This is a genomic window from Sphingobacterium sp. SYP-B4668, from assembly GCF_027627455.1.
Lineage (GTDB): Bacteria > Bacteroidota > Bacteroidia > Sphingobacteriales > Sphingobacteriaceae > Sphingobacterium.
The window spans coordinates 4,383,225-4,396,834 of sequence record NZ_CP115483.1 but is presented as its reverse complement, the minus strand read 5'-3'; the positions used below and the strand labels follow the sequence as shown (position 1 = coordinate 4,396,834).

Sequence of the window (13,610 nt, the reverse complement as noted above, 5' to 3'; positions counted from 1 at the left end):
AAATAGCAAAAGCACTACAAATACGAATGAATTTAGTTTGGATATTCCATATCACAGATGAAAAATAAAATTAAACACATATGAAAAAGATATTTATATACTTATCTCTACTAGTTGCTATTGCAGTTGGGTCATGTCAGAAGTCATTGACTGAAGTGCCGCTAGATTTTTATACTCCCGAAAATTCCTTTACCAATAAGGCACAGTTTGAGTCTGCATTAGCGGGTACTTATCTAGCATTCCGGACCGATATGTACGCCTTTACGGATGATTGGAGCAACTATGATATGTTGGGAATTGATTTGGATTTGAGCAATGTGGTTCACAATAGTCCTGTAAGCAAATTTTACTTTGCATGGGATCGGATGAATGCTGACAATAGTTTTGCTAGTAAATGGTGGAGTCGCTTGTACAAGTATATTGCGCAGGCTAATACTATTATCGATCGCGCTGATTTGAGTACGGCTGTATGGACTTCTGAAAGTGAAAAATATGCAATTGTTGGCGAGGCCAAATTTCTAAGAGCATTCGCCTACCACTTTTTAGCCAATATGTGGGGTGGTGTACCACTGGTTCTTCAAGAGACAAAAACGCCTAAATTTGACTATGTAAGAGCTACTCAACAACAAGTATATGAGCAATGTAAAGCTGACTTAGAATTCGCAGTACAACATATGCCAGCTATAGACCAAAATAAATCAGGTAGGGCATCACGTGAGGCGGCTTATCATCTACTTTCCGAAATCAACATTTCGTTAAAAGATTACCCTGCAGCTGTCGCAGCGGCGAGTGCAGTTATTGATGGTGGAAAGTTGCAACTTATGACATCCCGATTCGGCGTAAATAAAGATTTCAAATTTTCTGGTTATGATTCACAGGGAGCTGGCGCTCCTTGGGGAGATGTATATTGGGATTTGTTTCAGGAAGGTAATATGACCTATAAAGAAGGAAATAGAGAAGCAATTTGGAATATGACGCAAGATCCCGCAATAAAAGGAGGAAATAGCGTTGACGAAAGAGGATACTTCACAATGGATAGATGGTGGGGTCCTCTATTTTGGCAAGCAAAGGATAAGAATGGTGTGCAAAATTGGCTATTAGATACCCTCAATGGTAGACCGGTCGCTGGCTTGATTGTTACAGATTACGCGGATAGAATCATCTGGGATTATAAAGCAGATTTTAGTAAAGATATGCGAAATTCTGAATATAATATTCAGCGTGACTTCTATTTTACGAATCCCAATAGTACATACTTTGGTCAGAAGATAACTAAAGAAAATACAGATGCATCCACCCATTCGCTATGGAAAATAAGGACCTCCAGCCGATATATGAAATTCGTAAGGGCTGTGCCTTTGGGGTTAGCAACCGATGCTTCCAGCAAGAAAAAGAACGATGCGGGACGCAACTGGAAAGATTGGTACATTATGCGTTTGGCAGAGACGTATCTTTTGCGAGCAGAAGCGCAGATGCTACAAGGTAATATGGGGGGAGCAGCAGCAGATGTTAATGCGATTAGAAATCGGGCAAAAGCTACTCCTGTAGACGCTGCAGATGTCAATATTGATTTAATCCTAGATGAGCGTGCCCGTGAATTGTATGGAGAAGAGTTTAGGTTAAATACATTGATGCGTACAGGAAAACTTGTCGAATATCTAAATAAATACAATGGCTACTTAAAGGAGAATAATTTAGTCGCACCAGATTTTGTCAATAAGCTACCCATTCCAAGACGTGAAATTGAAGCGAATACTGCGGCCGTTTTGGATCAAAATCCCGGTTATAATTAATTGTGCTCTTTGAGCTTTATTACGAAGAGAAGTCCTGACTGCTTGGTCAGGTTTCTTTTATCCTACTTGTCGAATCTATAGGATGCTTCGATACACTGCATGTAGGATATGCTGTACAATAAAAAATGATAACAGATGGATAGGGGAAGGAATTCCTACAGTCCATCACACTATTTATATGCTAATGATATCACGCAAGTTTAAAATTCTACCATTTATACTTATACTCTTTATCGGGACAGTATCTGCACAGAAGGACAGGCAGTTTTTCGTGTCGCCTACTGGTAATGATAAGGCACTAGGGACACTTGATAAGCCTTTTGCTACACTGGAGAGGGCACGCACAGCCGTAAAGAAAGTCCTTCAAACTAAAAAAGGAGGTGCTATCAATGTGTACTTTCGTGGGGGCGAATATTACTTTAAGAGCAGTGTTTTTTTTGATGAGCATGACTCCGGGTCAGAGGTTGCACCAGTGACCTATGCGGCCTATCAAGATGAAACTGTTTCATTTTCAGGCGGCATCTCTCTGCCAATCCATTCAGCCGTTCCCGTAAAGGATAAAGCCATATTAGCAAGATTCACAGCCTCAGCCAAAAATCAAATTTTGCAAATTAATCTGAAAAAAGCAGGAATCACCGATTACGGACAGTTGACACCACGTGGATTTTTACGCCCCTATGAGCCCGCTCCTTTAGAATTATTTGTAAATAAAGAAGCACTGAGTATATCCCGCTTCCCCAATGATACATTGATGCAGATGGGCAAAGTCCTTGACCCGGGGTCAGTACCGCGTAATGAGGACTTTTCACAACGTGGAGGTAAATTTCACTTTTTGAATGACCAGCCGAGTCGGTGGACGCAAGCCAAAGATATTTGGATATCTGGTTTCTTTCACTACGGATATGCTGATGATGCTGTGCAGGTCGCTAATATAGATTTAAATAATAAGGTAATTACCACTAAGCAAGAGACCTTATATGGATTTAAAAGTGGAGCCAAATTCAATAAGTTTTTCGCTTACAATCTAATGGAAGAGATAGACAGACCTGGTGAGTACTATCTAGATAGGAGTTCTGGAATACTTTATTTTTATCCATTGAGCACCGACTTGAAGACAATTGAAGTATCTATGCTTGAAGCACCTTTAGTGCAATTAAAGGGGGCATCATATATTCATTTCGACAAGTTGATTTTTGAATGTTCACGAGGCATGGGGCTTTACATCGAGAATGGAGAGGCTAATAGAATTGAGAGCTGCATCTTTCGAAATCTGGGTATCGTTGCGGTCACCATGGGTAAAGGGGTAGAACCATTCAAACAATTGGTTCACGAAGGAGATGGTGTGGTAGCCTCGGCTCAATTGGGAGGATTGACAAGCCATATTTACAAGAATACAACATTTAACCGCGAGGCTGGCACCAATCATATTATATCCAATTGTGAGATATATAACATAGGCTCGGGAGGGATTAGTATGGGTGGGGGAGATCGTTTGACTTTAGAAAAGGGCAACAATCAGGTCGTGAATTGTACAATTCACGATTTCAACCGACTCAATCGCTCGTACAGAGCAGGTATTAATATCGATGGTGTAGGCAATATCATACGTAACAATGAGATATATAATTGCCCAGGAAGTGCTGTTTTGCTCCACGGTAATGATCATTTGATAGAGTATAATGCAATCCATCATGCCGTTACGGATGGAGATGATATGGGAGCTATATACTATGGTCGAGATCCCAGTGAGCAGGGTAATATAGTGCGATACAACTTTTTTCATCACATTGGCAATGACCATGGTCTCATAGTGGCGGTATATCACGATGACGGTGCCTGTGGGATGGAAGTCACTGGGAATGTTTTTTATAAAGCCGGCACCAAAAATATATTATTAGGAGGAGGGAGCGATAATGTGTATCGCAATAATATCTTTATTGGTCCACGTCAGGCTCTGCATCTAGACAATAGATTGATGAATTGGGCAAAAGCCAACCTTGATAAAGATGGATTATTTCAAAAGCGATTGGAAGCCGTTAATTATAAAGGCGAGCCTTGGGCGAGCAGATATCCGCACTTGAGCACCTATTTCGAAGATGATCCTGCCTTACCCAAACGTAACTGGATTGATCACAATGTATTCATCGATACTAAGCTCCTACATGCAGGAAAGGCCGATTGGTCGTGGATAGGGAGAAATTACATTGGTACTGGGGATCCTGGATTCGAAGATATATCAGAAATGAACTTTCAGCTCAAACCTACTTCTGATATATTCAAATTACTGCCAGAATTTAAAGCCATCCCATTTGATAAAATAGGGGTTCAAAGATAACTATGAATATGATATTGAAAAATTTTTTTAGACCATCTTTACGGACCGCTTTTCGTGTTTCCAACTTGTTTGTACCGCTGATGTTACTGGTACATAATGCCCATGCGCAGGATAAATTTGCAGATATCGGCACACGTCAATATGATACACGATTCCATTTATTGGTACAACCTAAGCCACCTATATTAGCGAATATTGATTTGCCTATCGCACATAATCCAGCTTCTATGTTTAAGGCTGTAAAGCCTATTTCTACAAAAGAAGAACTATACTCAGAATTGTCTTCTTTAAAAAAACGATATCTGCCATTTATGCAAAATTTGGCACCTGTACCTGATCGTACTAGAAAGCAGATTCCGCTCACCGCATTCAATTGGAGAGTAGAGACGGCAACCGATCGAAATGATTTTACAAGCACCTTAAGGGGGGCTGGTAACTGGGAGGAGGTTCAAATACCGCATTACGGTCCACCATTAGGCCGCGCAGTGACTTATTATCATAAAGAAGTTGACCTTGTAGAAGCCGATTTTGCATCTGGCAATTTGTTTATCTGTTTTAAGGCTGTAGATTACAAGGCATCCGTTTTTGTAAATGGTCAGTTATGTGGTACACATGAAGGTTTTTTTGCGCCTTTTGAGTTTGAGATTTCAAAATATTCCAAACCTGGTAAAAATCAGATTTTGGTAAAAGTAGAAAACGATTACACCAGTACCGGAGGAAAAGATGATCAAGGTAATTCGCTTATTGGGAATAAGATTTATGCTGTAAGTGGATTAGGGTATGATGATCCGGAGTTGGGTTGGCACCTATGCCCACCTGGAATGGGTATTTATCAAGATTGTTATTTAGAAGCTAGGGCACCGTTGCACATCCATGATATTTTTGTACGTCCTAAATTAGAAACCTCCGTCGCTGAGGCATGGATTGAAGTCAATAACTTTGAGCCTTATCCCGCAGAAGCCACATTGCGTATCTCTGTCTATGGTCAAAATTTTTTAGAAACTGTCGTACAAGATATGGAGTACATCCCCTCTACAACCTATGTGCCTGGTGTAGGTGATTTAGCGAAACCCGCAGATTGGGAGCAGAATACACTGAAAATGGGATATGGACCCAACTATCTACGTATCCCTATTGACATGAAGACGTTTAGACTATGGGAGCCCGAGAATCCTTGGCTTTATCAAATTCAGGTCAAGGTATACGATGCCAAGGGACGCCTTACCGACACCCGTGTGCAGCAGTTTGGTATGCGTAGCTTTACGATGGATACTCTCAACACACCTAAAGGCAATATGTATCTTAATGGCAATATGATTCGTCTGCGGGGGGCCAACAGTATGGGGTTTGAGCAGCAATCTGTATTCCGAAAGAACTGGGACCAGTTGATAGATGACCTGTTATTGGCCAAACTGTGTAATCTTAATTATCTACGCTTTACCCAGCGTCCAGTGCAGGAAGAAGTATACGATTATTGTGATAAATTGGGCCTATTGAATCAAACCGATCTTCCTCTGTTTGGAAGCTTACGCCGCAATCAATTTGCAGAGACAATTAGACAGGTAGAGGAGATGGAGAGATTAGTCCGAAAACATCCTTCCACCATATTGGTCACCTATATTAATGAACGCTTTCCCAACGCAGAGGGATTTCCTCAGCGTAGCTTGAATACCGCTGACGAATATTACCGCTTGTTTACTGCGCTGGACCAAGCGGTCCTGTTAAGCAATCCCGATCGGGTAATCAAGGCTGGGGATGGTGACTATGACCCACCTTCTCCAGGATTACCGGATAATCATTGTTACAATACGTGGTATAATGGGCATGGCTTGGCTCTCGGAAAGATGTACCAAGGTTATTGGCAGCCAGTCAAACCGGGATGGATGTATGCCTGTGGCGAGTTTGGTGCCGAAGGTCTCGATCCATTGAACGTCATGACCAAATATTATCCAGTTTCTTGGTTACCTCAAAATAAAGCAGAGGACGCTATTTGGACAGCGAATAAGATTTCACAATCGCAGACCCATCGCTTTCACTATATGTGGTACAATCCGCAAAATAGCCTAGAAAATTGGATAGAGGCGAGTCAGGAATATCAGGCATGGGCGATGAAGTTCGTAGCCGAGACCTTTAGGCGCGACTCTAGGATGGTTTCGTTTGCAGTTCATTTGTTCATCGATGCATGGCCTGCTGGTTGGATGAAATCTATAATGGACGTGGATCGGCAACCGAAAAAAGCATATTTTGCTTATCGGAATGCTTTGGAACCATTAATGGTCTCGTTGCGTAGTGATCGAAATAAGTTTTATTCAGAGGAAGAAACTGCTTTTGAAGCTTGGATAAGCAATGACTTGAACACGGTCCCGACTGGGTATCTGCTGAAATATCAAATTGAAAAGGGTGGAGAGGTCATCATGGCCAATCATATCTCTGCTCAAATACCCGTTAACAGTTCGGAGTTCCAAGGTTTTATAAAATTTAAATCTCCGGATGTTACCCAGCGTACTGATTATACTTTACGTGTGGCTTTGGTTAATGAGCAGGGGACGAGTGTTTATCAGAATGAATTTGCCTTTGAAATATTTCCGAAACGGAAAATACCCAAGAAAAAACTGTACATAGTCGAAGATATTAACGGACAGTTGGCCACATTGGCTCAACAAGCTGGATATACGATTACTAATTCCGGGACAAATGCTGATGCCGTACTTGTTGGCAACTACGAACGTTACAAATCAAGACAACAGGAAATCGACGGATGGGTCAGTAAAGGCAAGACTGTTGTATTCATGACACTCCCAGCTGGGCAATATTCGATTGCCACTACTACTGTACTCATCGAAAAAAATAGTATGGGCGATTATTACTTTGCGTCGCCTATGACCGGTCACTCAGTGGTCAGGAATAATAAACCCTTTGACTTCAATCTATGGTATGATAGCAAAGAGAATTGCATTGCTCCCATTCTTAGTCATACCATTTCTGGGGCCCAATGGGAACCAATCTTAAGCAGTGGTAATTCCAATTGGCTAGGAGACAAAGGGACTGTCATGGCGGCAGGTGAGTTGAAATTGGGTAAAGGTGTATTCCGGATATGTGAAATCGAAATGATTGATAGAGTCACACACAATCCCACAGCAGTCTCATTCTTAGATAATCTGTTAAAATAATTATTGTTGAGAATTATATCAAAAGTTAAGATGTTAAGAATTCTAGTGTTTCTGTGTGTTTTTTTCGTAGGCAAGCAGTTATTGGCGACTCACGGGGCCTCTGAATTGCGTTCTCCTAACGGAGAGTTAGCATTTTCGTTTGAGTTATTATCTGATGGAGTACCAATATATTCCATATCCAATCAGGGTAGGCCTGTCGTGTTGTCATCAACTTTGGGGTTGGTCGGTTGGGAGAGGGGCTTTCGGCTGGGTGATATACATAGGGTAATGTGCGATACTGTGTGGAAGCCTGTTTATGGAGAGCGAAATCAAGTTCGGGATCACTTCCAAGAAATGACTATCACCCTGTTATTGGGTGATAGTCCTACGCTTAAATTTCAAATTCAGGTTCGGGCCTATAACGAAGGTATCGCTTTTCGATATTTTTTTCCAGAAGACCCCGATGGAGGTATGGACATCAATATTGTTAAAGAGCTCACGGAGTTCACTGTGCCTGAAGGAACTAAGGCATGGTTTACCAATATTGCCCAGGCAGAGTATCGTTTACTTCCCTTGATAAGTTGGCCCGGAGAAAGTGAGAGGCCATTGGTACTACAGCTTCCAGACGGAAGTTTTGCTTGTTTGACAGAAGCGCAAATGGTTAACTATGCTCGTACCAAGTTTGCATTAAGTCCCCGCAAACCCAATACTATAAGCTGCTCAATCTACGATAAAGTTGATTTTTACACTCCATTTGCTACCCCTTGGAGAGTTGTGATGGTCGCAGACCGTCCTGGCCAATTACTCGCTAATAATGATTTGCTACTGAATCTAAACCCTCCGTCTGCAATCAATAATACATCTTGGATCCAACCGGGTAAGATTATGCGAGAAATGACACTATCCATGAAAGGCTCTAAAGAATTAGTTGATTTTGCGGTCCAGCGTAACATCCAGTATATTCACTTTGACGCTGGGTGGTATGGGTATGAATATGTCGTGGGTTCTGATGCTAGTGAGGTAAATGTAGATCCAAGACGCAATCCCAAAAGTGACTTGGAGCTACAGGAAATCATTCGGTATGCCAATGATAACGGGGTTGGGGTATTCTTGTATGTGAATCAACGTGCTCTCTATCAACAATTGGATGAATTGCTGCCTCTCTTTCAGCAGTGGGGGGTGCGTGGTGTAAAATTCGGCTTTGTAGGCGTAGGTTCCCACAAGTGGACCACTTGGTTACATGATGCCATTAAGAAATGCGCACGGTATAATTTGATGGTCAATGTCCATGACGAGTACAGGCCAACGGGGTTTAGTCGTACTTACCCCAATCTGCTGACTCAGGAGGGGGTTTATGGCAACGAAGAGATGCCTACTGCTACCGACAATACCATTCTTCCTTTTACACGATTCATAGCTGGAGCAGCCGATTATACGATTTGTTATTACCAACAAAAGAATCTAAAGGCAAATGTACCGTCCAATCGTACTATAAAGACCACTTCTGCGCATCAGATGGCCCTTTCCACAATCTTTTACAGTCCATTGCAGTACATGTATTGGTATGATATTCCATCGGATTCGCACGGCGAGCCTGAGCTCGAATATTTTGATAATATAGCTACCGTATGGGAGGATTCCAAAGTCTTGGATGGAGAGATAGGTCAATACATTACAATTGCACGTCGAAAGGGGGACGATTGGTTTATTGGCACAATTACTAATAATGATGCCCGTACGCTGAAGATTCCACTTGGATTTTTGATGTCAGGCAAGAAGTATGAAGCAAGTATTTACGACGATGATCCTGCCTCGAAAACTCGTACTAAGGTTTCCATCAAGCGAATCAAAGTAGATGCTAATACCGTACTTGAGGCTAAGTTGATACCTTCTGGGGGGCAGGCTATTTGGATACGCCCCCTCAACTAGATAGTAGTAACATAAGAAAGTACCTTCGGGTACTTTTTTGTTTTATTTTTAAAATGGTATTTTTTTTCAAAATATTGTGTCGAGAGTGTTCTATTTTGTATTTATTATCTCTCAGTGGAAATATTGATCGCACAAAGTTTATGGAAGAGCAAAATATTTTTATCATTTCATTCAGGAAAAAAAGTAGAATAAATTTCAAACACTAATTGAACTAGTGATATTTTTAGATAGAAAAATAATAAATGTCTTTGTGCAGTAGAAGATGAATTTTGGATTGACGGTTTTAAACTCTGCTTTACGTTGGTGCCCCAGTATACAAGGGAGGGTATGGAATACAAATATTGCAAAGTGAAAATAGCCGATAGGCGATGAACACATCATAGTCAAGAGCAAGCCTGTGTACAAAATAAATAATCGATATCTTTATCGAGAAATAGTTAACACAACATCCAAGCACCTCATTAATCAGCTGTACCTATGGGATTTTACAAACGCCGTGATTTTCTTAGATTATCTGGATTAGCCATACCTGTGCTCACCAATATGTCGATTACCAATGCACATCCGTCCCACAATCCTGAACAAAAAAAGTTGAAGGATAGTGACGCGGTCTACTTCATTAACGATGGTATATTCTATAGGCCTGACGACTTTCTTAGCCAATTGCAGGCGATACAAACGAAAAATCCCATAGAGCGTGATAGTTATGCGGCTGATGGAACGATGGGGCAATTGTTGCAAAAATGCATACAGATTACGGGCAAAGAAGCTGCCGTATACTTACCCTCGGGGACACTCGCCAATCAGTTGGCTATCTCGGTGTTGGGAAGTTCTGGTACGAAAGCATTTGTCCAAGAACAGAGTCACGTATACAGGGATGAAGCCGATGCGGCACAGACCCTATTCAATAAAAGGTTTATACCCCTTGTATCGGATAAGCATTGGTTTAATGTGGACGAACTTCGAGAATCTATTTCTTATTATGAGAAAGAAGAAGCTTTTGCCTTACCAGGGGCCGTCATATCGATAGAGACGCCTGTCAGAAGGTGCGAAAATCGCCTGTTCCCATTGGAAGAGATAAAGAAAATAAAAGATTATTGTGATAGTAAAGGTTATAAGATGCATCTTGATGGTGCACGTCTCCATATTGCGGCGGCTTATACCGGAAGCTCCATAGCTACCTATGCACAATATTTTGACACAGTGTACTTGTGTCTATATAAGTATTTGGGAGCTACCGGTGGCGCCATATTGTGTGGAGATAAATCAACCATCGATCAGATGCATCACTTGATTAAAATACACGGTGGTGGAATCTTTACAAATTGGCCCAACGCTGCTATGGCTTTATATCATCTGCAAGATATTGATGCGGTAATGAAGGAGGTGCGAAACAAGTCTATTACATTATTTAAGGCGCTAAACGAAATAGAAGGACTACATCTACAACCGATTGAAAGCGGGAGCAACATTAGCTTGATGAAAATCGAGGAATACATAGATGTGGTTAAGCTAAAGACATACCTACGTCAAGAAGCTAACATTATCCTTGGAAAGGTACGTAAGGAAGATGGTACAATTGCTGTCAAGACAAATGCCACTTTGTTACGACGGGATAATGACGCCATTACCTCGTCCTTTCAAAAGGCCATCTCTTTTGCGAGATTAACCTAAGGATATTGAGATACTTGGGCAATTTTTTTAGGCACTTACCGTACTATCGATATTGTAGTGCCTGATGAAATGCTGCAGGTCGGCGATATGAAGCTCTAGCTCGTACTTACTATCTGAATTTAGTCGTAGCTGGGTGGCGAACAAATAGTGGCTTGACCGATTTCCATCTTTTAATTGTATAGGACTGTTTATATACAGTATCTTACATATACTTTCGAAGTAGTCTCAATACCCATTCCTTATTTGTATAGGGTGGATAGATGAGCTTGGATATATTTAGGGCTGACTGAAAGACTATAGATCTTTCGTGTGAAAATGCCTTAAACCCAAATATACCATGACAACTGCCTATACCGCTGCCATTGATTCCTCCAAAGGGTAGGTTAGGATTGGATACGTGGATAATTACATCATTGACGCATGCGCCACCAGAGCTTGTACTGGTCAAGAGCCGTTTGACAGTAGGTTTGTCTTTACTGAAAATATAGAATGCTAAGGGTTTGCCCTTGCTATTGATGGTCCTGATCGGCATTTCTATGTCGTCATATGGAATCACGGGGAGTATGGGGCCAAATATTTCTTCGTCCATTATTCTGCTATCCAAAGGTACATCACATAGCAGGGTAGGATAGATGGTCAATGCCGACCGCTCGACTTGTCCACCCCATACTATAGAGGCGCCCCGGTCGGTTGCATCATGAATCAAGCCCATGAGGCGATCCGTATGGTGTTGATTGATAATCTTAACATATTGAGAGTCGTCCAACTGACCCTGTTCAGTGAAAAATTGACGAATGACAGCTTCCTTAAAATGGACTATAAATTCTCCTAGCTTAGATCTGTGCACAAATACATAATCGGGTGCAATACAAGTCTGACCAGCATTGATTAGCTTGCCCCATGCAATTTTGATTGCTGCATCTCTGATATTAGCAGAAGGGTCGATGATGACAGGTGATTTTCCGCCAAGCTCGAGTGTGACGGAACTGAGGTTTTTGGCAGCCGCTTGCATGACAGCTTTACCAACGGAGGTACTGCCCGTAAAGAAAATATGATCGAAAGGCAACTGGAGTAGGAATTCGGATATAGACCGATCACCTTCAAAACAAGCTATTTCGTCCTTCTTAAAATACTGTTGGATCAACTGAGCGATGACCTTGCTGACCGAAGAGCTAATTTCCGAAGGCTTCAATACAATACAATTACCAGCAGCTATAGCCGATATCAACGGACTCATGATTAATTGGAAAGGATAGTTCCAAGGGGCAATAATGAGACATACGCCCTTAGGCTCGTAATATATTCGATTGGAAGCAAATACACTGGTGAATGTCTTTCGAGCTTTTCGGGGTTTCATCCATTTTTTTAGATGCTGGATGGCAAAATCTATTTCACTAAGTGCGAAGAACACTTCTGTAAGTGCGGATTCAAATCTGCTTTTTCTCAAATCCTCTTGTAATGCTGCATATATCCTTTCTTCGAATTCATGTATTGCCGACTTTAACTTCCTTAAGGTAGCTATGCGCTGTTGTGCTGTACTCCATTGGAGCGTATGTTTGTTCTTTTGCTGAAGTTCAAAAACAGTTTGAATGTAATCTGTCATCATTAGTGATAATTAATTAGAGGCATCACCGCCTATGTATGGAAAGTCTATTTTTCCTTTGGTAAGCGTTGTATCCATTCGCTTATCAGAGCCACTCCTTCTTTATGGATAATAGTACGTGCTAACTCGGGCATGGCGGTCCCTGGTTCAATACTATTCATCCGATGCAGGAGAATAGACTGGGCCGGGTCACCCGGGACAATGTCGAAGTCAAGCCCTCCCGCACCTCCTCCAGCAGAGACTGGTGCTTTTTTTATCCCTAAATGATTAGCGTTGTTCTCTTCGTAGTCCAAAAATAGTCCCGTGTTAAATGCATCTCCCCCTTTGGTATGACAATGAGCACAGTTAATATCCAAGTATGCTCTGGCTCGTTTTTCCAAGCTGTAGTGTTTTGAATCTGTCCATATCGGCAATTGCGATACCTTCGTCAAGTCGGGTAGACCAACAAGTATGCCATTGGATGCCAGTTGCGAAAGTTGATTCTTAGTTTGCCCATTTAAAGTAAAGTTGAGATTACGTGCTTTAGGTCCAATTGGGGTCAATGTGCCATTGTTTACATGACATCTTTTGCAGTCATTGGTATTCGGTACCATATAATTCGTGACATGTTTTTTTCCATCTTCATCAAGTAAGGTAATCGGAACTTTGGCACCCGTAATATGTCGAACAGCATCGGTCTGTTCCTTGTTCCAAAGATAATTCATCACCTTCCACTTATGGTCTTTGGGGTCTTTGACCAACAGTCGGGTCTCAATCATAATCTTTTGATGAGCTTCATTGGTATAAGCGAAGTTTTTGATAATGATACTGGAGTCAGGAAAGCCCAACGGCCCACTGGCTGTGTAGGTGAGTGACTGGCCATGCGGTAGTTTGATGAATCTGTCTTTAATGGAATAGTCGGTAAATAGAGGAGTACTGAGGTCATAGAGTACAACCCCCTCTGCAGGTGTTAAATCTTTGATGACCCCTGTGAAAAAACCGTAGTCAGAAAGCCTTTCCTTAAATTCGAATCCTGTCGTGCTGGTAGTGGCCTGTGGTTTGGTTTTGTGCTTGCACGCCTGCTGCATTAGCACGGCGGATGATGTGCTGAGTATAATTAGGAGACCAAAAAGAGATATTTTGCGCAT

7 protein-coding genes are annotated in these 13,610 nt (G+C 41.7%); 5 read left to right on the top strand and 2 right to left on the bottom strand.

All coding sequences use genetic code 11. The annotated features are described in order from the left end of the window. Positions 1–80: 80 nt before the first annotated feature. From OQ289_RS17880 to OQ289_RS17860, 5 genes are all read left to right on the top strand, one after another. Positions 81–1,793 carry a RagB/SusD family nutrient uptake outer membrane protein gene (locus OQ289_RS17880; RefSeq protein WP_270088188.1) on the top strand — a complete coding sequence of 571 codons (1,713 nt, stop codon included), beginning with the start codon at positions 81–83 and terminating at the stop codon, positions 1,791–1,793. A gap of 178 nt (positions 1,794–1,971) precedes the next feature. Further along, entirely contained in the window at positions 1,972–4,128 is a 2,157-nt protein-coding gene (locus tag OQ289_RS17875; protein WP_270088187.1) for a right-handed parallel beta-helix repeat-containing protein, read from the top strand. A 2-nt stretch (positions 4,129–4,130) separates the two neighbouring features. Further along, positions 4,131–7,298: a sugar-binding domain-containing protein gene (locus OQ289_RS17870; RefSeq protein WP_270088186.1), complete on the top strand. Its 3,168-nt coding sequence runs from the start codon at positions 4,131–4,133 to the stop codon at positions 7,296–7,298. 30 nt (positions 7,299–7,328) lie between these two features. Then, a complete protein-coding gene (locus tag OQ289_RS17865) occupies positions 7,329–9,206 on the top strand; it encodes a glycoside hydrolase family 97 protein (RefSeq protein ID WP_270088185.1) in 1,878 nt (625 codons plus the stop codon). A gap of 477 nt (positions 9,207–9,683) precedes the next feature. Beyond that, entirely contained in the window at positions 9,684–10,880 is a 1,197-nt protein-coding gene (locus OQ289_RS17860; RefSeq protein ID WP_270088184.1) for a threonine aldolase family protein, read from the top strand. A gap of 202 nt (positions 10,881–11,082) precedes the next feature. Here the strand turns inward: OQ289_RS17860 and OQ289_RS17855 are convergent, their stop codons facing one another. Together OQ289_RS17855 and OQ289_RS17850 are read right to left on the bottom strand one after the other, a co-directional pair. Then, on the bottom strand, positions 11,083–12,486 hold the full coding sequence (locus OQ289_RS17855) for an aldehyde dehydrogenase family protein (RefSeq protein ID WP_270088183.1): 1,404 nt from the start codon (positions 12,484–12,486) through the stop codon (positions 11,083–11,085). 44 nt (positions 12,487–12,530) lie between these two features. Beyond that, positions 12,531–13,610 (bottom strand): SO2930 family diheme c-type cytochrome, encoded by a 1,080-nt coding sequence (locus tag OQ289_RS17850; protein WP_270088182.1) that lies wholly within the window; start codon positions 13,608–13,610, stop codon positions 12,531–12,533.

Excerpts from the sequence above, each read along its gene's own strand:
- OQ289_RS17880 (WP_270088188.1), top strand. The coding sequence starts at position 81 with ATGAAAAAGATATTTATATACTTATCTCTACTAGTTGCTATTGCAGTT.
- OQ289_RS17875 (WP_270088187.1), top strand. The coding sequence starts at position 1,972 with ATGCTAATGATATCACGCAAGTTTAAAATTCTACCATTTATACTTATA.
- OQ289_RS17870 (WP_270088186.1), top strand. The coding sequence starts at position 4,131 with ATGAATATGATATTGAAAAATTTTTTTAGACCATCTTTACGGACCGCT.
- OQ289_RS17865 (WP_270088185.1), top strand. The coding sequence starts at position 7,329 with ATGTTAAGAATTCTAGTGTTTCTGTGTGTTTTTTTCGTAGGCAAGCAG.
- OQ289_RS17860 (WP_270088184.1), top strand. The coding sequence starts at position 9,684 with ATGGGATTTTACAAACGCCGTGATTTTCTTAGATTATCTGGATTAGCC.
- OQ289_RS17855 (WP_270088183.1), bottom strand. The coding sequence starts at position 12,486 with ATGATGACAGATTACATTCAAACTGTTTTTGAACTTCAGCAAAAGAAC.
- OQ289_RS17850 (WP_270088182.1), bottom strand. The coding sequence starts at position 13,610 with ATGCGCAAAATATCTCTTTTTGGTCTCCTAATTATACTCAGCACATCA.